Annotated in this window: 19 protein-coding genes and 1 other RNA gene; 12 read left to right on the forward strand and 8 right to left on the reverse strand. The window is 57.1% G+C overall.

The window, feature by feature from the left end; all coding sequences use genetic code 11:
• The first annotated feature begins 104 nt into the window (after window positions 1–104).
• Window positions 105–1,619 carry a threonine ammonia-lyase, biosynthetic gene (ilvA, locus tag ACXUPB_RS00115; RefSeq protein ID WP_101145055.1) on the forward strand — a complete coding sequence of 505 codons (1,515 nt, stop codon included), beginning with the start codon at window positions 105–107 and terminating at the stop codon, window positions 1,617–1,619.
• A gap of 445 nt (window positions 1,620–2,064) precedes the next feature.
• Here the strand turns inward: ilvA and ACXUPB_RS00120 are convergent, their stop codons facing one another.
• The 3 genes from ACXUPB_RS00120 to ACXUPB_RS00130 form a co-directional block, all read right to left on the reverse strand.
• Window positions 2,065–2,679, reverse strand: coding sequence for a 5-formyltetrahydrofolate cyclo-ligase (locus tag ACXUPB_RS00120; protein WP_101145054.1), 615 nt, complete (start codon window positions 2,677–2,679; stop codon window positions 2,065–2,067).
• A 22-nt stretch (window positions 2,680–2,701) separates the two neighbouring features.
• A non-coding RNA gene (ssrS, locus tag ACXUPB_RS00125) (6S RNA) lies at window positions 2,702–2,884 on the reverse strand.
• 139 nt (window positions 2,885–3,023) lie between these two features.
• Entirely contained in the window at window positions 3,024–3,323 is a 300-nt protein-coding gene (locus ACXUPB_RS00130) for a cell division protein ZapA (RefSeq protein ID WP_101145053.1), read from the reverse strand.
• A gap of 163 nt (window positions 3,324–3,486) precedes the next feature.
• Between ACXUPB_RS00130 and ACXUPB_RS00135 the strand changes: the two genes are divergently transcribed.
• The 4 genes from ACXUPB_RS00135 (at window position 3,487) to ACXUPB_RS00150 (ending at window position 8,111) form a co-directional block, all read left to right on the forward strand.
• Entirely contained in the window at window positions 3,487–4,065 is a 579-nt protein-coding gene (locus ACXUPB_RS00135; protein WP_101145052.1) for a UPF0149 family protein, read from the forward strand.
• 35 nt (window positions 4,066–4,100) lie between these two features.
• On the forward strand, window positions 4,101–5,438 hold the full coding sequence (pepP, locus tag ACXUPB_RS00140) for a Xaa-Pro aminopeptidase (RefSeq protein ID WP_472956639.1): 1,338 nt from the start codon (window positions 4,101–4,103) through the stop codon (window positions 5,436–5,438).
• 96 nt (window positions 5,439–5,534) lie between these two features.
• Window positions 5,535–6,776 (forward strand): 2-octaprenyl-6-methoxyphenyl hydroxylase, encoded by a 1,242-nt coding sequence (gene ubiH / locus ACXUPB_RS00145; RefSeq protein ID WP_101145051.1) that lies wholly within the window; start codon window positions 5,535–5,537, stop codon window positions 6,774–6,776.
• Between the two features lie 51 nt (window positions 6,777–6,827).
• Window positions 6,828–8,111, forward strand: coding sequence for a UbiH/UbiF/VisC/COQ6 family ubiquinone biosynthesis hydroxylase (locus ACXUPB_RS00150; RefSeq protein ID WP_472954747.1), 1,284 nt, complete (start codon window positions 6,828–6,830; stop codon window positions 8,109–8,111).
• Window positions 8,112–8,123: 12 nt separating this feature from the next.
• Here ACXUPB_RS00150 and ACXUPB_RS00155 read toward each other — a convergent pair whose 3' ends face one another.
• The 3 genes from ACXUPB_RS00155 to gpmI all read right to left on the reverse strand — a co-directional run bounded on the left by ACXUPB_RS00155 (window position 8,124) and on the right by gpmI (window position 12,280).
• Window positions 8,124–9,440, reverse strand: a complete 1,317-nt coding sequence (locus ACXUPB_RS00155) for a S41 family peptidase (RefSeq protein ID WP_472954749.1) — start codon at window positions 9,438–9,440, stop codon at window positions 8,124–8,126.
• A gap of 120 nt (window positions 9,441–9,560) precedes the next feature.
• Complete coding sequence (locus ACXUPB_RS00160; protein WP_472954750.1) at window positions 9,561–10,703, reverse strand: murein hydrolase activator EnvC family protein; 1,143 nt, start codon at window positions 10,701–10,703, stop codon at window positions 9,561–9,563.
• On the reverse strand, window positions 10,703–12,280 hold the full coding sequence (gene gpmI / locus ACXUPB_RS00165; RefSeq protein ID WP_472954751.1) for a 2,3-bisphosphoglycerate-independent phosphoglycerate mutase: 1,578 nt from the start codon (window positions 12,278–12,280) through the stop codon (window positions 10,703–10,705). Before gpmI ends, ACXUPB_RS00160 begins: the two co-directional genes overlap by 1 nt.
• A gap of 366 nt (window positions 12,281–12,646) precedes the next feature.
• Here gpmI and ACXUPB_RS00170 point away from each other — a divergent pair, with 366 nt between their 5' ends.
• The 3 genes from ACXUPB_RS00170 to ACXUPB_RS00180 are packed head-to-tail and all read left to right on the forward strand — an operon-like array spanning window position 12,647 to window position 14,391.
• A complete protein-coding gene (locus ACXUPB_RS00170; protein ID WP_290694138.1) occupies window positions 12,647–13,069 on the forward strand; it encodes a rhodanese-like domain-containing protein in 423 nt (140 codons plus the stop codon).
• Window positions 13,070–13,110: 41 nt separating this feature from the next.
• On the forward strand, window positions 13,111–13,611 hold the full coding sequence (gene secB / locus ACXUPB_RS00175; protein WP_035556433.1) for a protein-export chaperone SecB: 501 nt from the start codon (window positions 13,111–13,113) through the stop codon (window positions 13,609–13,611).
• Window positions 13,612–13,614: 3 nt separating this feature from the next.
• Window positions 13,615–14,391 (forward strand): 16S rRNA (uracil(1498)-N(3))-methyltransferase, encoded by a 777-nt coding sequence (locus tag ACXUPB_RS00180; protein ID WP_472954754.1) that lies wholly within the window; start codon window positions 13,615–13,617, stop codon window positions 14,389–14,391.
• Between the two features lie 24 nt (window positions 14,392–14,415).
• Here ACXUPB_RS00180 and ACXUPB_RS00185 read toward each other — a convergent pair whose 3' ends face one another.
• Both ACXUPB_RS00185 and ACXUPB_RS00190 read right to left on the reverse strand, forming a co-directional pair.
• The gene (locus tag ACXUPB_RS00185) at window positions 14,416–14,949 is read right to left on the reverse strand and encodes a hypothetical protein (RefSeq protein ID WP_472954756.1); all 534 of its coding nucleotides are present in this window, start codon (window positions 14,947–14,949) and stop codon (window positions 14,416–14,418) included.
• Window positions 14,942–16,585 carry a sodium:solute symporter family protein gene (locus ACXUPB_RS00190; protein WP_472954758.1) on the reverse strand — a complete coding sequence of 548 codons (1,644 nt, stop codon included), beginning with the start codon at window positions 16,583–16,585 and terminating at the stop codon, window positions 14,942–14,944. The genes ACXUPB_RS00185 and ACXUPB_RS00190 overlap by 8 nt, the downstream gene beginning before the upstream one ends.
• Window positions 16,586–16,758: 173 nt before the next feature.
• Between ACXUPB_RS00190 and ACXUPB_RS00195 the strand changes: the two genes are divergently transcribed.
• The 4 genes from ACXUPB_RS00195 to ruvX all read left to right on the forward strand — a co-directional run bounded on the left by ACXUPB_RS00195 (window position 16,759) and on the right by ruvX (window position 19,570).
• Window positions 16,759–17,451 carry a CvfB family protein gene (locus tag ACXUPB_RS00195; protein ID WP_336274216.1) on the forward strand — a complete coding sequence of 231 codons (693 nt, stop codon included), beginning with the start codon at window positions 16,759–16,761 and terminating at the stop codon, window positions 17,449–17,451.
• 77 nt (window positions 17,452–17,528) lie between these two features.
• Window positions 17,529–18,485 (forward strand): glutathione synthase, encoded by a 957-nt coding sequence (gene gshB, locus ACXUPB_RS00200; RefSeq protein ID WP_008959144.1) that lies wholly within the window; start codon window positions 17,529–17,531, stop codon window positions 18,483–18,485.
• A gap of 72 nt (window positions 18,486–18,557) precedes the next feature.
• Window positions 18,558–19,115: a YqgE/AlgH family protein gene (locus ACXUPB_RS00205; RefSeq protein ID WP_133733094.1), complete on the forward strand. Its 558-nt coding sequence runs from the start codon at window positions 18,558–18,560 to the stop codon at window positions 19,113–19,115.
• Window positions 19,115–19,570 (forward strand): Holliday junction resolvase RuvX, encoded by a 456-nt coding sequence (gene ruvX, locus ACXUPB_RS00210; RefSeq protein WP_472954760.1) that lies wholly within the window; start codon window positions 19,115–19,117, stop codon window positions 19,568–19,570. Before ACXUPB_RS00205 ends, ruvX begins: the two co-directional genes overlap by 1 nt.
• Window positions 19,571–19,585: the final 15 nt, after the last annotated feature.

Raw genomic sequence — 19,585 nt, forward strand, 5'->3', positions numbered from 1 at the left:
GTAAAGAGTTAATGGCGCTAGTATAGCGACCTAGACGCGACTAGGCGTAATCTGCTACCAATAAAAGCTTTTGTCCGTTCACGTTCTTCCCTTGGGATACCCGCATGCTCGAAGCAACCGTCAAAAAGATCCTCCAGGCCCGCGTTTATGAAGCCGCTTGTGAGACCCCGATTACCCCTGCACCCTTTTTGTCGCGTCGTTTCAACAACCAGATTTTGATTAAGCGCGAAGATCTACAGCCGGTGTTTTCATTCAAGATCCGCGGCGCTTATAACAAAATGGCGCAGCTCACCCAGGCGCAAAAAGATAAAGGCGTGATAGCCGCCTCCGCCGGTAACCATGCCCAAGGGCTGGCTATGGCCGCCAAGTTGATGGGCGTCAAAGCCGTCATTGTGATGCCGCGGATTACCCCGGATATTAAAGTCCAGGCGGTACGCGCCCGGGGTGCCAAGGTCATCCTAAAAGGGGATGCCTTTGCGGCGGCGGCCGAGCATGCGCAAGAACTCATCAAAGAGCACGGCTATACCTATATTCCGCCATTTGACGATATTGACGTGGTGGCTGGACAAGGCACCATCGGGGTGGAAATCTTGCGCCAGCATGCGGGGCGGCTGGATGCCATCTTCGTACCGGTGGGCGGTGGTGGATTGATTGCGGGGGTGGCGGCTTACGTCAAGTACCTGCGTCCGGATATCAAAGTGATTGGTGTCGAAGCCGAAGACAGCGCCTGCCTTAAAGCTGCATTAGAGGCGGGTGAGCGTGTGATACTCGACCAAGTAGGCGTGTTTGCCGAAGGCGTCGCGGTTGCGCAGATCGGCGAAGTACCGTTTTCACTGATCCAAGGCCTGATTGATGGTGTTATTACTGTCAATACCGATGAAATGTGCGCGGCGGTGAAAGATATTTTTGAGGATACCCGTGCCGTGGCTGAAACCTCCGGCGCGCTCTCGCTGGCGGGGCTGAAAAAATATATCCAGCAGACCGGTGCCGAAGGCGAGACGCTGCTGTGTATCAATTCGGGGGCCAATACCAACTTTGATCGTCTGCAGCACATCGCCGAGCGCACGGAGCTGGGTGAGCAACGTGAGGCAATTCTGGCGGTAACCATTGCCGAGAAGCCCGGCAGCTTTAAAAAGTTTTGCCGTACCCTGGGCAAGCGCATGGTGACTGAGTTCAGCTACCGTTATGCCGATAGCAGTGAAGCGCATATCTATGTCGGTGTTCAGGTCAAGCCCGGTGGCGAAGATCGCCAGGCGGTGATTGATAAGCTGCGTGAAGGCGGCTACCAGGTGGAAGACCTGACCGATAACGAGTTGGCGAAGCTGCATATTCGCCATTTGAGCGGCGGTCGACCCAGCGAGCGCTTCGAAGAGGAGGTGTATCGCTTTGAGTTCCCTGAACGCCCTGGCGCATTGATGAACTTTTTGACCCAACTGCCCCACGATTGGAATATTTCGCTGTTTCATTATCGCAACCATGGTGCGGCGTATGGCCGAGTATTGGTGGGCATGCAAGTGCCTAATGGCGACCGAACCCATGTGGCAGAGTACTTAGACGCTATCGGTTACCGCTATTGGCGCGAGAGCGATAATCCGGCTTATCGGCTGTTCATGGCCTAGTGCTGGTCAGTAATGAGCAAAACGATGTGTGTAAGTGGTTGCTTACCCTAGATGCCAGAGCAGCCAGTAACATAACGTTACTAAAATGTTTGAAATAAGGCTGGAAAACATCATTCAAGCTGTTGTCAGTGGTGACCATATCGCCCTATAGTCGTGAGCGAAATTAAGCAAGTTTGCCACCCTGTTGGCGACAGTAAAGGGTGGCAGATTTCACACATTCGGTAACGACAAAGGTGTTGGAGAAGCGGCATGCGGCGTAAGAAGCCTGATATGGTAATGGCGTTGATGGTGGTGTTTGCATTAGGGGTGCTCGCGACCGGTTATGCACAGGCGTTGTCAGGTAGTTAATCCCTGACAACTGCGGCAGCTCCACTGTTAATCCGGGTAACAGATATCAGATGAGAAAGGCTGATCCTTGATGGGGTCAGCCTTTTTTGTGGGCGGCTTATTGGCGGCGGACGCCGCCTTGATCGCTGACCACGGCTTGTAAAGGCACGTCCCATGGCTCCACAGGCAGAGATGCCACCTGCTGGCAGGCATGGGCGACGCCGATCAGGGTAGGCGACGGCCCAGGGCGATGCATGAACGCCAAGCTACGGTCGTAAAATCCGCCCCCCATGCCCATGCGGTTAGCATTACCATCAAAGCCAACCAGCGGCACAATCAGCGTATCTAGCGCCCAGGCCGGTAGCCGGTTGCGCTGCTGAGCGCTAAAGCGTAAATCGGGCTCCCAAATACCAAAGCGGTTTTTTACCATTGGGGTATCGGGCCGGTAGGCGACGAACCAGAGGGTATTCGTGCTGAAAGGACGTAAAACAGGTAAATAAACCTCGACGTTACGTTTGCGCAGCCAGGGAAGCAGCGGCATTGGGTCAATTTCACCGTTGACGGGCAGGTACAGGCTTATACGCCGTGCGCGGCGGATTTCAGGCAGGGTTTTCAGGTGCTGACACAAGCGCTGGGCCGCAAGGCGCTGCTCATGCTGAGAAAGGGCTTGGCGTTGGCGACGTAAAAAGCGGCGAAGTGCGCGCTTATCCTCGTCGTGATGGAGGCTTTCCATGCATAGGTTCTCTCTTGCAGGGGTGTTCTCCAGAGTGCCGCTGTCGTTCTGGCCCTGAACCTACTGGTTCAGGTGGGTGGCCGCAGCCAAACCGTCAGGCTTTCCGACGCACGGACATGCACACGGGTCTGGCTAGCATTTGGCCCCCTGGGTATTACGCATAGGCTCGAGGGACTATAACGACTGGCGCACACCCCAGAGAACCCCGCCATCCTAACAGAGCGATGGCTAATGCCAAAGGGCTGGGTGAAACGTTCGCTGAGTTTTTAGGCCGTTTGTAGCGCTTTTAAACAATGTCCAGGGGAAACAACGTATGGGTAAACAACGCCTGAGGTAAACAATGACTAGGGCTGGCGTGTTTTGGCCAACGCCCGTTCAAGGCGATCATTTAACCGATTCAGGTTCGCCTCACCGGCGCGGTGTTCGTCCATGGCTTCAAGCAGCTCATGGGTGATATTGAGGGCCGCCATGATAGCAATTCGCTCACTACCCAGTACGCTGCTTTGGGCATTGATACCCTGCATAGCGCGATCAAGATAGCGCGCGGCGCGGTCAAGTTTGGCTTCTTCGCCCGTGTCGCAGGCAATGATATAGCCGCGCCCTAACAGGGTTATTTCTTTGGTTGGCCGCTTGGCATTACTCATCAAAGACTCCAGCACGGGCCAGCAGGGGGCCCAATGCGTTAACATCACAGCACAGGAAGATAGGTGCCACTCACTATAAGAGAGGCGCTTGTGCGCGGTCAACGCGCAAGCCCTATCACCCATACTCCCAGTGCCACAAATGAATACGAGGTTATCAAATACTATGTCATTGATTGATGAGCGTCAGGACTTTTCTGACGTCGCGGATGTTTTTCTACTGCATGGCAGCATGCAATCTCCGGCTTTCTTGGATGGCCGTTTGTGCGCGCTGCTGGCGCTGCGCGATGTGAGTGCTGAGGACTGGTTGGACGAAGTCTGCCAGAGCTTAGGCGTTGAACAGCCACGCGATCAGCCAAGTGCCGAGCGGCTATTAGGCTGGCGGCGGCAAACCGTAGAGGCGCTCAGCGCCAGCGACCTGGACTATACGCCGCTGCTGCCGGATGAACTGTTCTCACTGGCCGAGCAGGCGCAGGGCCTGAAAGAGTGGACGCTAGGCTTTATCGAGGTGGTCGACGAGGTAGCTGACAGTGAATTGCGTGAGCGTTGGTCACAGGCGCTGCGCGAGGCACTGAGTGACCTGGAAGGGTTAGGCCGCATCGATACCGATATTGATGACAGCCCCGAGAACGAAAATGACCTGTTTGCGCTGACTGAGCATGCTCGTATGGCCGCCATGCTGCTGTATACCGAGCAGCACCCCGGCATGCCGCAAGTAGAGCAAACCGACGCCCCCGTTCATTAATCACTTAGCCTGGAGCCTTTATGCTGTCAGAGACCGTGCTGCCCGAGATGTTACCTCGCCCCCCCGCCATTAGCGTAGCGGAGTATCGCCAGCGCCGTGATGCCTTGATGGCGCAGCTACCGGATAACGCCGCGGTAGTGCTTCCCGGCGCTGGGCTGATGACCCGCTCACGGGACAGTGAATTCGCCTTCCGTCAGAACAGTGATTTTTACTACCTGACCGGCATTCGCGAACCGGACGCGCTGCTGGTGCTGCTGCCGGGGCGAGCAGAAGGCGAAAGCGTGGTGTTCTGCCAGGACCGAGACCCCACCATGGAAGCGTGGACAGGGCGTCGGCTGGGAGCCGCTGGCGTGGTGGCCGAGCATGGGATTGACCAGGCATTCGAAAACGCGGATCGCGATGAGCAGCTGGTCGAGCTGCTGACGGGGCGCGAATTGCTCTATCTACCCCTTGATAATGGTGAGGCAGTCGCCGTGGCTGAAGAGGCCCTACACAGTGCTCAGGCAGGGCTTAGGCGCGGGCGGCCAGCGTTGAAGGGCTGGTTGGACATTAGTCCATTGATCCACGCCATGCGGCTGATCAAGAGTGAGGCCGAGATTGCCCTGCTCAAGCATGCGGCGATGATATCCGCACGGGCTCATCGGCGTGCCATGCAAGTATGTCGCCCTGGGCTCAGCGAATTCCAGCTCCAGGCCGAACTAGAGCATGAGTTTGTCTGGCAAGGCGCCAGTGGCCCGGCCTACAGCACGATTGTCGGCAGCGGTGCCAACGCCTGTGTCCTGCACTATATTGAAAACAGCGCGCCGCTGTGTGATGACGGTCTGGTATTGATTGATGCGGGCGCCGAATTTGAGCTGTACGCCGGCGATATCACCCGTACGTTTCCGGTCACTGGGCGGTTCAGCGATGCTCAGCGGGCGCTGTATCAGGTTGTACTCGACGCCCAGGTGCGCGCCGTTAGCGCTGTCCAGCCGGGTGCCACACTGGCGGATATTCATCAGGGCGTGGTGCATGACTTAACCGCTGGGCTGATTGAACTTGGCCTGCTGGAAGGTGACGTTCAGGCGCGCATTGATGATGAGAGCTATCGACGCTTTTATCTGCACTCGACGTCACACTGGTTGGGGCTGGACGTACACGATGTTGGTACCTATCGCCTGGACGAGCAAACGCCGCGCCCCCTTGCTCCAGGCATGGTACTCACCGTAGAGCCCGGCCTCTATATTCCCAGCGATGACGATATTCCTGATGCCTATCACGGTATTGGCATTCGTATTGAAGACAATGTGGTTGTGACGAAGGATGGGCATGCTGTGCTGACGGCGGACGTGCCCAAGCAGGTGGCTGATATTGAGGCCTTAATGGCTAAATAATAACCAGTATTTAGAGCATTAATTGTACGTTATGTAAATTACGTTACGAATTATTAGTTGCCTCTAGAGTGCGGCGGTATGGCGAGGGAGAAGCCGATGCAACGGGCTAAACAGATGACTGATCATGACACTGCTCAAGCGCTGACCCATGACATTGTGATTGTGGGCGGTGGGTTAGTGGGGGCGAGCCTAGGCTGTGCTCTTGCGCCGCTGATTGAGCGCTACGGCTGGCGGGTAGCCGTGATTGAATCGGCACCGTTAACGGCGCAGTCGCTGGAAAGCGCCTGGCAACCCAGCTTTGATGCACGGGCCAGCGCGATCGCCGAAGGCTCTGCTCAGCGCTTCGAGCAGTTGGGTGTGTGGGAAGCGATGCGTCATGAGGCGACACCGATCAAGCGTATTCATATCAGTGAGCGTGGACGCCTGGGGGCGACACGGCTGAGTGCTGACGAGCTGGGCGTCGCGGCACTGGGCCACGTGATTCCCAACGCCTGGATGGGGCGTGTACTGCATCGGCATCTAGCCGAGCTACCGCTGGAGTGGCACTGCCCCGCGAAGGTGGAGCAGCTAACCCCCGTAGCGGGCGGGCATCATCTCAAGCTCTCGGATGGTAGCCAGCTTACTGCTGGCTTGACGGTATTGGCAGATGGGGGGCGGTCTGGGCTTAAAGAGCAATTGGGTATTGGCAGCCGCCGAGAGCCTTACCAGCAGACAGCTTTGATCGCGCATGTGGGCGTTAGCCAGCCTCATGAGGGGGTCGCTTACGAACGCTTTACCGCCCAAGGGCCAATGGCCCTGCTGCCACTGCCGGGTCAAGCCATGGAGTTGATATGGACGCATCCTAGCGGTAGCGAAAAAGCGCGTATGGCACTGCCGGAGCGTGAATTTCTGCTTCAGCTACAGCAGGCGTTTGGTGATCGAGTGGGCCGGTTTACGCAGCTGGGTGCCCGACATGCTTATCCGCTCTCACTGGTAACCGCCGAGGAACCGGTACGGCCGGGGCTGGCGGTATTGGGCAACGCTGCCCACGCTCTGCATCCGGTCGCGGGGCAAGGGTTTAACCTAGCACTGCGCGGGGTGATGGATCTGGTCGATGCCTTGGAGCAGGGGGAACTGGCGAAGCGACCGCTGGGGGATATGGTCACACTGCAGGCCTTCGAGAAGCAGCGCTCACGGGATCGCGCCAATGTGATTCGCTTTAGCGACGGCCTGGTGCGGCTGTTCGGGCTCTCCTTTCCGCTGTTGCCCCATGCTCGTGCGGCTGGCTTGATTGGCCTGAACCTGGTGGGGCCGTTAAGACGAGGACTGGCCAGACGTGCCATGGGCCTGGAACGCTAGGCTATCTACAATCAATAGCTGCGCTCGCTGGCGCTAGTTAAAAGGATATCTATGCAGACTGACTCAGCTACTGCAAAGCCGCCGGTTGAGCGCTTTGAGGCCATCATTGTCGGCGGCGGCATGGTCGGTACCGCGCTCTGTGCGCTGTTGGCACAGGCGGGGATGAAAGTCGCGTTGGTCGAGGCAAGGCCTGCGCCAATAGGTCTTGATAAGGCCACTGGCCCGCTACCTGCTCCGCGCGTTAGCGCATTAACGCCGGTTTCCCAGCGCTTGCTGGCGCATGTGGGCGCTTGGCCCGCCATGCAGGCAACCCGTGTAACGCCCTACCGCGGCATGCAGGTGTGGGATGCCGAAGGCAGTGGCGAAATCGCTTTTTCCGCTGATGAGGCGGGCGTGGCGGTGCTTGGCCATATCGTTGAGAACACGGTCACGCTGGCCGCACTCAATCGTCAAGTGCTAGACCATCCCAACGTCACGACGTTTTTTGGTGCTAGCCCGCAAGCGCTGCAGCGTGCCAATAGCCATGCTGCCAATGGCAATCGTGCTAGCGGGGACTGGCTGATACTTGACGATGGGCGCCAGCTACACGCGCCGCTTATCGTGGCCGCCGACGGTGCTCACTCGGTGCTGCGTGAGATGGCGGGTATTGAGGTAGCCAGCGACGATATGCAACAGCACGCTGTCGTGACCACGGTGCAGTGCGCCAAGCCTCATGGCGGCACGGCGCGGCAAGCATTTATTGATGGCCGGCCGCTGGCATTCCTGCCTTTAACCGTGGAAGGCAATGAGCATTACTGCTCTATCGTCTGGTCAACCACCCCAGAGCACGCCGATGAATTGAGCGCGCTGTCTCGTGGCGCACTGGGGGAGGCGCTTGGGGAAGCGTTTGGTCATCGTCTAGGAGGCGTTACTGCCTGCGACAAGGCCCACCGTTTTCCGTTAGTGCAGCGCCATGCCCGGCACTATGTGCAGCCGCATTTTGCGCTGGTGGGGGATGCGGCCCACAGTATTCATCCGCTGGCAGGCCAGGGGGTGAATCTGGGGCTGATGGATGCGGCGGTACTGGCCGAAGAGGTGGTACACGCATGGCAGCGTGGCGCTCCTTGGGGAGAACTGAGTACGCTAAGGCGCTATGAGCGGCGTCGGCGCTTTGATAATAGCGCCATGCTGGGGTTGATGAAGGGCTTTAAGGTACTGTTTGGCAGTCACGATCCGGCGTTGACGCTGATGCGCAACCTGGGCATGAGCGGCATGAACCAGTTGGTGCCACTGAAGCGTGTATTGATGCGGCAGGCGACCGGAGAGCGTGGCCGCCTGCCGCTCACGTGCCGTTAAATTAGGCTGTCGTTAACGCCGCTGGCGATCCACCACATTAAGTGCCTTGAGTAGGTTGAGTGCTTCGCTGAGCTGGTAATCGTCAAGTAGCCGCTCGGCCATCTCCTGTCGATCACGGGGCGCCTGCTGGGCGCTTAGGTGGCCTTCAAGGTCGGCTTCGCGAATTTCACGGCGGCTTTCGGCGACTTCCAGGCGACCGCGGACCACTTCTACATCGGGTTCAATACCCTGGGCCTGGATAGAGCGCCCGTTGGGGGTGTAGTAGAGCGCTGTCGTCAGCTTCAAGCCTTCGCCATTGCCTAGCGGCATGATCTGCTGCACTGACCCCTTGCCAAAGCTATCGGTGCCCATGATGACGCCGCGTCGTTGATCCTGCAGCGCACCGGCGACAATTTCTGCCGCTGACGCACTGCCGCCGTTGATCAGCACCACCAGCGGCACATCACTAGCCGGCGTGGTGGGGGAGGCAGAGAACGACATTTCGGTATCCGAGAGGCGACCCTCGGTATAGACGATCAGCCCTTCGTCCAGGAACAGGTCGGTAATGCCAACGGCGGCCTGCAGCACACCGCCGGGATTATTACGTAAATCGAGTATCAACCCTTCCAGTGGCTGATCCTGTGCCATGCGCTCCAGCGCTTCGCGGGCCTGATCAGGCGTGCGCGATTGGAATTGGCTGATGCGTAGGTAACCGTAACCCGGTTCAAGCAGCTCGTGCTTAACGCTCTCGCTGCGAATAATTTCGCGGGTTAGGGTGAACTCGCGCGGCGTGTCTTCCCCTGAACGCAGCACGCTAATGCGAATCTCTGTGTCGGGTTCGCCGCGCATCAGGGTTACCGCTTCCTGCAGCGACATGCTGTCGGTAGGCGTACCGTCGATGGCCACGATAATGTCGCGGGACTGTAAACCGGCGCGTGAGGCCGGGGTGTCATCGATAGGCGTGATGACCATCAATTGGCCGTTCTCTGTGCCCACTTCGATACCAATGCCGCCAAATTCGCCCTGGGTCGACTCTCGCAGGCTTTGGTACTCCTCCTCGTCCAGGTAGGCGGAGTGGGGGTCAAGCTCGCTCAGCATGCCGCGCATGGCATTGCGCAGCAGCGTGCGATCGTCGACCTCTTCAACGTAAGCACGTTTGATGCGTTCAAACACCTCGGCGAAGGTCTGGATATCTTCAAGGGGGAGTTCGTTAGAGACAGGCTCATCCACCACGCTGCTACTGGCTGGTTGAGCAAGTAACGGTAGCGGGGCCGACAGTAAAACAATCGGCAGCAGGGTAGCCAAGAAGCGCTTGGCGGGGGTGGATACCCCGGTAACAGATAGCGTCATGCAGACTCCGCAGGGCGATAGGTGGCGTCGTGGTGCGTCACCTTGAAATAGTAGCTGGAATAACATTAACAACTGAGTCATTTATAAACTGAGATATTTATAATAGTGCAGCTTATCCCGTCAGCGGCGCGCAATCCAACGCTGCGGATTAATGGGTTCACCGCCTCGGCGCACTTCAAAGTAAAGCGCGGCGCGGTTCTGGCCACCGCTGACCCCCACACGGCCGATTTCATCGCCGCGGCTGACCTGCTGTCCAGGTCTAACGCTGAACTGCTGCAGGTGTGCGTGCAGCGTCATGATTTGGTCGCCATGATCGATAATGAGCAGGTTGCCAAACCCCCGCATCCAGTCGGCAAACACTACGCGGCCGGTATGAACAGCGGTCACCGGCGTGTCTGCGTTGGCTTGAATGACAATGCCGTTGTAGTGCACACCATCGCGATGGTGGAAATTGCTACTGATGGAGCCCTGTACTGGCCAAGGTAAATCACCTTGGGTACTGACAATATGCGTAGTGGGCGATGGTTCGGCAAGTTTTGCCATCTCGGCTTGGATATTGCGCAGCACCCGTTCGGCTTCTTCGCGGCTTTGATTGAGATCGGTTAGCCGCTCTTCTTCGCTGCCGTAACGGTCATCCAGGTTAGAAACAACGCCACGCCGTTCGGTCGTGCGCTCGGCAAGCAGCGCGCTTTGTTCTTCAAGCTCCTCGGCCAAGTCATCAAGACGCGCTTGCCGCTCGGCTAATTCACGCTGGGTATCGGCCAGGGCAGAATCGAGGCGGGCAATATCACTCAAACGGCGATTGCGAGCGTCCGTTAGCCGGTTTAAGTACGCCTGCATGCGATCAAGCTCAGCCGGATCGCCTTGGTTAAGCAGTAGTTTGAGCTGCGGGGTTGGGCCTAGTCGGTAAAGCGCTGAAAGCTGCTGGCTTAACGCGGCATACTGGTCATCGCGTTCACTCTCAAGCCGGTCGCGGTGCTGGCGTAGCTGAGTCGTTTCATCATTTAGCTGGCGGCGTTCAGCTTGCAAGGCGTCTAAGCGCTGATGCGTCTCGGCAAGTTCGGTTTCGACCTGCTGGAGCTCGCGTTCTGCGTCATCGCGGGCCTGCCCGGTGGCACTGAGGCGCTGGGCGACGGATTCGATCTCCTGGCCAATCGCATCCAGCTGCTGGCGCGCCGCGCCTTCATCCTGTTGGGCGATGCCTGCCGGCGCATAAATAAGCGCCAGCAGGAGTACCCCTGCCACATGCCAGCAAGTGCGCATTATTTAAAGTGAATCAATGATTTTCCAGTCATCGCCTCGGGCTGTTGCTGATCCATCATGGCTAACAGGGTGGGCGCTAGGTCGCATAGTTTGCCCTCCTCAAGCGTGGCAGGGCGTTCACCGGCGTAAATCAGCGGCACTACAAAGGTCGTGTGGGCGGTTTGGGGAGCGCCCGTTTCGGGGTGCACCATTTGCTCGGCATTGCCGTGGTCGGCAGTAATCAAGCAGGCGCCGCCAGCGCGCTCAATCGCTTCAACGACACGGCCCACACAGGTATCAACGGTTTCAATGGCCTTTACCGCGGCGTTGAAATCACCGGTGTGGCCGACCATGTCACCGTTGGCGTAGTTGCAAACGATCAGGTCGAAGCGGCCGTCATCAATGGCCTCTACCAGTTTGTCGGTGATCTCAAAGGCACTCATTTCAGGCTTTTCATCGTAAGTTCGCACATCACGTGGCGAGGGCACCAGGATGCGCTCTTCGCCTTCGTATTCGGCTTCATTACCGCCCGAAAAGAAGAACGTCACGTGCGGATACTTCTCGGTTTCGGCGATACGCAGCTGTTTCAAGCCGCGCTTGGCGACGACTTGCCCTAGGGTGTCGTTGAGATCCGACGGCGGGAAAGCGGCAGGGGCAGGGATATCAGCGGCGTACTGGGTCATCATCACCAGCCCCTTGCCCGCAAGCTTAGGGCATACACGCCGCTCGAAGCCCTTGAAATCCGGTTCGGCAAAGGCGCGGGTCAATTCTCGGGCGCGGTCGGAGCGGAAATTAAGGAAAATAGCGGCATCACCATCTTGTAGGGTAACCGCATGCGCTTTGCTGCCGTCTTTCTGCGGTACGCTGCTCGCCGTCACGAATTCGTCGGTTTCACCGCGCTGGTAGGCGTCGCGTAGCGCAGTTTCGGCACTGGTGGCGTAGTGCTCCGCCTGGCCATCGGTGAGCAGGCGATAGGCTTGCTCTACTCGTTCCCAGCGGTTGTCTCGATCCATGGCATAAAAGCGGCCAATAATTGACGCTACAAAGCCGTTATCAGCGCCTACCAGCTCTGCTAGCCGAGCATTGGCACGCTCTATTGAGGATAGCGCGCTTTGCGGTGGCATATCGCGACCATCGAGAAAGGCGTGAATGAAAATACGCTGAGCACCGCGGCGTGCGGCCAATTCGGCCATGGCAATAAAGTGCTCTTCATGGCTGTGGACGCCACCGGGGGAGAGCAGGCCAATCAGGTGTACCGGCTTGCCGTTGGCGACGGCTTCGTCGATCGGTTGGGTAAGGTTTTCATTAACATCCAGGTCGCCGTCTTCAATCGCCTTGCTGATGCGAGTGAAGTCCTGATACACGATACGCCCGGCACCAATATTCATATGCCCGACTTCCGAGTTACCCATTTGGCCTTCGGGGAGCCCCACGTTAAGACCATCGGTATGAACGAAGGTGTGCGGGCGGTTTTCCCACAATTTATCCATCACCGGTTTATGGGCAGCAGCGACGGCATTGTGGTCACTATCGGGGTTGTGGCCGTAGCCATCGAGAATAATCAGCGCCACTGGGCGCGGGGTACGTGACGTATCCATAAAAACCTCGTAAAGATTGGCAAACCGAGCGACGCGAAAATTCGGGGTCGCGACGGGCGCACGCTTGGGGCATCATAACGCAGGCAACTGCCAGGCGTCATGAGTTAGGAGCCTGCCCGGCTTAACACTGATCTACTGCGAATCCCGGTATTTTGGCCAACTTTAGTCGATCAATTTCGTTAAATAGCGCGCTATTCGCCTCAATTGATCGATAAATTTGGCTCAAAATCCGTGCTTCTCGCGACGATCGGCTAATCCGGACAGGCTCCTAGGCCTGCGCGGGAAGCTATCTGACGTGTATACTTGTCGCGTTTTGGCAGCGGTTAGGCCGCTTTTTTCTGCATTGACCAAGAGATTGTGTTCGCGATGATCGATCAGGTGTTCGAATTCGTACAGAACCACCCCCTGCTAGTCGGGGCATTTTTGCTGGTGCTAATCGCGTGGATCATTTATGAAACGCGTAGCGCCTCTACAAATGCACTGACTGCTTCGCAGGCCACTCAGCTCATCAACCGCGAAGACGCGGTGGTGCTGGACATCCGTGAAAGCAAAGACTTCAAAGCCGGGCATATCGCGGGAGCACGCAATATTCCCCAGAGCAACCTCGATAGCCGCATGAACGAACTGGAAAAAGTAAAAGCCCAGCCGATCATCGTGGTATGCAAGCACGGCCAGAGTTCTGGTGCCGCACAGGCCAAACTCGCCAAAGCAGGCTTTGAGCGCGCTTACAAGTTAAGAGGCGGTATGGCGCAGTGGCAAGGCGATGGTCTGCCGGTGGTTAAGAAGTAAGCGACGTTACTTTTATTTAATGAACAATCAGGAGTTTTATCATGGCGGAAGATAACAATACCCCACAGGCCGGTGCCGCAACGGATGAAAAGCCGCAGCTGAAGTTTTCGCTGCAGCGCATTTACGTAAAAGATATTTCGTTTGAAGCGCCGAATTCCCCGTCGGTATTTAAGCAGGCGTTCAAACCCAAGGTGAACCTGGATCTGAATACCACCAGCACCAAGATTGCTGACGATCAGTACGAAGTCGTGGTCAAGGTGACCGCTCAGGTGAACGACAACGAAACGGGCACAACGTCTTTTCTGGCCGAAGTTGAGCAGGCCGGCCTGTTCCGCATTGCCGGTATCGAAGGCGCACAGCTGGATCAAACGTTGGGTGCTTTCTGCCCTAACTTGCTGTTCCCCTATGCCCGCGAGTGCGTCGATAATCTGGTCAACCGTGGTGGCTTCCCGCCGCTGATGCTGGCGCCGGTTAACTTCGAAGCGATGTACGCCCAGCGCAAGCAGCGCGAAGCCAAACAAGCTGAAGAGAACACCCACTAAGCGATGTCAAACGCCTTGTCAGCAACCCACGCCGCTGATTGGTATGCCCAACACGGCAAAATGCCACGCCTCTATGTGCCTGCTGCTTTGGTAGCAGGGAGTGAGCTGGCACTGCCGGAAGGGCCTGCTCGTCATGTCACCCGGGTATTGCGCATGGGGGAAGGCGCGCCGCTGGTGCTATTTGACGGCCAAGGCCTTGAGGCCGGGGTGCGCTTGGTGGACGTTAGCCGCAAGCAGACGCTTGCGCGAGTCGAGGCAGTGTGGCCGGGCAGTGGTGAGTCGCCGCTGTCTGTCCATTTAGGACAAGCCATCTCCAAAGGCGATCGAATGGATTACGCCATTCAAAAAGCCGTTGAGTTGGGGGTGGCAGCCATTACCCCGCTTTATACCGAGCGCGGCGAAGTGCGATTGAAAGGCGACCGTGAAGATAAAAAGCTGGCGCACTGGCAAGCGGTGGCTGCCAGCGCCTGCGAGCAGAGCGGTCGAGCGGTGGTGCCGCCAGTGCATCCGCCTATGGCGCTTCAAGCATGGCTTGCAGAGCGCCAGGAGCCGCTGCGCTTGATGCTGCATCTAGCGACCGGCAATGCGTTTGATCGCCAAGACCGACCGGCTGCGGTGGCGCTATTGATTGGTCCAGAAGGCGGTTTGAGCGAAAGCGATATCGCTGCCGCTCAAGTCGCTACCTTTACGCCGCTAACGCTCGGTCCCCGGGTATTGCGAACAGAAACAGCACCAATAGTGGCGCTTTCCCTGCTACAACACTACTTTGGCGATTTGTAAGCACTTACTATCAGCAAAACTCTATCAAACTGCCTTTTCCCTTCGCGCTTTTGTCGCTGATTCCTGACCATTACGATAGGCCTGTTGAAGCCCCTTAAGCACGATGGGCTTAAGCATCGGTAGCGTTTCTCCCGATAGCCCACTGATCACCGTTAAACGGAGTTGTCGGCCACGTGCGTAGCCCAGCCAGCAGGGCAGCCATATCGGTACGGGCGTGCTATCCAGCATCTGGATTCGCCAGTGGCGCGGGGTGGCTATGCGTTCCCATAGCCACAGTCGGTCCAGCGCTTTTGGCGTTGGCGGTGAACCGCTATCAATTTTAACGCCTGCACTGAGTTCTTCTTTTTGAGCGGGTAGTTCGGCCCCCACCAATAGTAGTGCGCGGCGCATTTCATGAGCAGAGAGTAACCACGCCCCTGGCTTGCCATCAGCCACTCCCAAGCCTGCGGCCCACAGGCGAACCCAGGCCGGTTCGCAAGCATTGGCCCCAAGACGCTGTAGCCGCTTTTGAGCCGCTGTCGTATCAATACGCCGGGCTAGCGTTAAGCACTCAACCATTCGCCCACCACTCATTCGCCCAACCCTGTAGCAGCGCTAACATGCCCAGCATGATGCAAAACCAAATAAATAAGCCGATACAGCGTCGGCGCGTCAGGCGGGCCTCTTTGCCAATCACCTGGGCGTTATCAGCTCTGGATGCCAGCACGGCCTGCATGTCTGGCGCGGCTTCTGCCATCATCACATCGCTTAACTGTTCTTGGCTGGGGGCTGGCGCTGTCAGGCTAACGAGATAGCCAACGGTCATCGACACCGCTACGCCGACCGTGTTGTTGTACAGCCAGGAGATATCGAGTAGCGCAGAGACTGCCCATACGGCAAACATGCCGGTAATGAGCCCAGCCATTGCGCCGCGAGCATTGGAACGGTGACTGAAAATAGCCAGCAAAAAGGTACCGAGCAGTGCCCCATAGAACCAGGAGCCAATCTGGTTGACCGCCTCGATCACGGGCCCTAGGTTACCTGCAAAAAAAGCAAACAGCGTGGCATAGAGCCCCCAGAAAATAGTGGCTAGCCGTGAGGCTTTTAAGTAATGGGCATCGCTGGCATTGGGTTTGAGATAGCGGCTATAAAAATCCCGTACGGTCACCGCCGACAGCGAGTTGAGCGCCGAGTCGAGGCTCGACATGGCCGCAGCAAACACCCCGGCAATCACCAGCCCGGCCATGCCTGAAGGGAACGCGTTGACGACATAGCGGGGCAACAGCTCATTGAGGTCATCAGGGGGCGTTAGCCCATGCTGCTGGTAATAGGTCGCCAAAATGACGCCAATAAATAGAAATAGCAGCATCTGTGGAATCAGTAGATAACCGCCAATCAGCAACGAGCGCTGGGCATCGAGCACCGAAGGGCTGGATAAGACACGCTGTATCTGGCTCTGATCGGTGCCGAAGTAAGCCACATGCAGGAAAAACCCACCGAACAGCCCCGCCCATAGCGAGTAGGTCACGCTGGGGTCGAAGGACAAATCAATGGCGTTGAACATGCCGCTGGCCGCACCAAAGCTGAACACATCTCCCCAGCCGCCGGGAAGGCTGGTTACCAAAAAGAAGATGCTTAATAGTGCGCCAAACCAGAGCACGAACATTTGCAAAACATCCGTCCAGATGACGGCGCTGATGCCGCCCATGACGGTATAGCTGATGGCCAGTACCGCCATGATGATAATAGTAAGGTTGACGCTCCAGCCGGTTACCACCGCCAGCACTAACGCTGGCGCATAAAGCACCACGCCAGTGGCGAGGCCGCGGGCAATAAGAAACAGCAGGGCGGTAAGGGTACGCGTGGCCGGGCCAAAGCGACGTTCCAACAGTTCGTAGATGCTATAGATGCCCGCGCGGTGAAAAATAGGCACCAACACCAAAATCAACACGATCATGGCCAAAGGTACATTGATAAACGTCACCAAGCGTTCAAGGCCGCCCTCGAAGCCCCAGCCAGGTGCTCCGATAAAGGTGATGGCACTGGCTTGAGTCGCCATCACCGAAAGGCCAATCGCCCAGCCCGGTATTTTGCGGCCGCCTAGAAAGTAGTCCTCAGGATTGTGCTGGTCTTTGCCAAAACGCGAACCAATCCAGGCAATAAGGCCGATATAACCGATCAGCACTACCGTATCAAAAAGCGTGAACCCTTCCATGTTCGCTCCCCTACGCCTAATTTTGTCTAGTGTTTTGATAGTAGCAGGTTGTGAGGTGATTGCTTTTTCAGGTGCCACAAGCGTTTTCGACCACTAAAAAATCGACAACTCGCTTTGCCCTGTGTGTGCCAGACACCATAATGTTGTTCTATATTCCTTGAAGGACGTTCCCCATGGTCCGTGAGTCACACTCATCCCCCCGATCCGCCAGCGATGCATCTGCCCAGTTGGGCGAAGTGGCGTATCTAACGGTCACGGCCGTCAATAACATTGGCGCATTTTTGCAATGGGGCCAGCCGAAAGACGTGTTGCTGCCCTTTAGCGAGCAACATTTTCGCCCTGATCCCGGCAAGCGCGTGCTGGTAATGCTGTATAGCGATGACCAGGGGCGGCCAGTGGCCACGATGAAGCTGGATCGCTTTCTGGCGGATGACGCCTGGGCCCTGGAAAAAGGCGATGAGGTGGCCGTCGTGGTTGCTGAGCGTACCGATTTGGGGATGAAAGTAGTGGTCAATCACCGCTACTGGGGACTCATTTATCAAGATGACGTTACTCAACCGCTACGCCGCGGCCAATCAGTTAAGGGCTATGTGAAGCAGCGCCGTGACGACGGTCGCTTAAATATCTCGCTACTACCGCCAGGCGCTGCCCGGCTCGATGTGGTCGGCGACAAGATCCTGCAGGCGCTGCGTGAAAGTGGTGGCTATTTGGCGCTGGGTGATAAAAGCCCTGCCCATGAAGTTAAAGCACGCTTAGGCGTGAGTAAAAGTGCCTATAAACAGGCCATTGGGCGGCTTTACAAGCAGCAGTTGATCACCCTCGAGCCTGACGCTATTCGCTTAGTGCCCGGCGCGCTGAGTGAGTAGTGAGCTGGGGCAGTTGGAGCCTAGCGGGCAGTGCGGCATACTGGGCCTCTATTGTTCATGTTTGGATAGTGCCCCCGATGAGCCAATCAAATCTGCATCTCGGCGTTGTGATGGATCCCATCAGCGACATCGCTTACAAGAAAGACACCACCATGGCCATGCTATGGGCCGCCCAGGAACGAGGCTATACCCTGCACTATATGGAGCAGGAAGATCTTTTCTTGAATGCGGGGCAAGCCTACGCGCGCATGCGGCCGTTAACGGTGCACCGTGATCCCAACCACTGGTACGATTTGGGCGAACCTTCTGCGCGCCCATTGGTTGAGCTGGACGTAGTGTTGATGCGTAAAGACCCGCCCGTCGATGCTGATTTTACTAACGCCGTACATCTTTTGGGCTTTGCCGAACGTGAAGGGGTGCTGGTGGTTAATCCCACGGCGGCGCTGCTGCAGTGTAATGAAAAGCTGTTTGCCCAGCAGTTCCCTCAGTGCTGTGCACCCACGATAGTCGCAAGCCGCGATGATGTACTGCGCGCCTTCCACGCCGAGCACGGCGATGTGATCTTCAAACCGCTGGATGGCATGGGCGGTACCGGTATTTTTCATATTGGGCCGGATGGTCGCAATATCGGCGCAGTGATTGAGCAGCTTACCTTTCGCGGCCAACGCCAAATCATGGCGCAGCGTTATCTTCCCGAAATTAAGGATGGCGATACGCGCATTCTCTTGGTCGATGGTGAACCCGTACCCTTTGGCCTGGCGCGCATTCCGTCAGCGGGCGAAACCCGTGGCAACTTGGCTGCTGGTGGGCGGGGCGTCAGTCGTGAACTCACCGAACGTGACCATTGGCTTATTCAACAGGTGCAGCCAATGATTCGTGACAAGGGCTTAATGTTCGTTGGTCTCGATGTGATCGGTGACTATATTACTGAAATCAACGTCACCAGCCCCACCTGCGTACGTGAAATAGATGACCAGCGGGGAACGAATATCGCCGGTTTGCTGCTGGATGCCATTGAGCGCCGCTTAGCCTAAGCGCGGCTTCACTCTTATAATGACACTTATTACGTTATGCCTGTTGGAGTACCAACAGGCAGTGGGAGACGCATGCAAAGTTTGAAACATCACTTTTTAATGGCCATGCCACATTTAGAAGACCCTAATTTTGCCGGTAGTCTGATCTATCTTTGCGATCACGATAACAATGGCTGCATGGGGGTGATTACTAACCGACCGTTAGAGATCACCCTTGAAGCCCTGTTTGATCAACTGGAACTGGGTGGTGAGGCAAGCCCGCACCGTAATGCGCCGGTTTATTACGGCGGGCCGATGCATAAAGACCGTGGCTTTATTCTGCATGTCGGCGATAGCCAGCAGTGGGACTCGAGTATCCAGGTGGAGGATGGCATTGCGCTGACCACCTCGCTGGATATTCTCCAGGCCTTTGCTGCTGGCGAGGGACCCGAGCACTTTTTAGTCTGCTTAGGCTGCGCGGGCTGGGAAGTGGGGCAGTTGGAAGAAGAGTTGAAGGAGAACAGCTGGCTAACGGTAGAAGCCGAGAGCAGCGTACTCTTCAATACCCCGCCCGTTGAGCGCTTAACCGCGGCGGCAGGTTTGCTGGGTATTGATCTTAACCTAATGACCCGAGACGCGGGGCACGCCTGATGGCCGAAGCGGGGCAGCGCTTAATCCTGGCCTTTGACTACGGCACTCGGCGTATCGGTGTGGCGGTGGGCAACGAGTTACTGCGCAGTGCGCGCGAGCTCACTCCGCTGACGGCGCGGGATGGGATTCCCGATTGGAATGTCGTGTCACGGCTGCTTAACGAGTGGCAGCCGGATCTGTTAGTGGTGGGATTGCCTCTGAATATGGACGGTAGCGAATCAGATATGAGCACCCGTGCGCGCAAGTTCGGTAACCGTTTGCATGGCCGTTTTGGTAAACCGTGTGCAATGGTCGACGAGCGTGGCACCACGCGAGAAGCGAAAATGATAGCTCGCGAGGCGGGGCATAAAGGCAACTATCGGCAAGATAGTGTCGATGGCATTGCCGCTATTCTTATTCTTGAGGGCTGGTTTGCCCACCAGGAAGGTTTACCCGGCGGGCGTCTTTCGCTGTAACGCCTATAAATCCCT

This window comes from Vreelandella sp. DA03-1M (assembly GCF_055725665.1).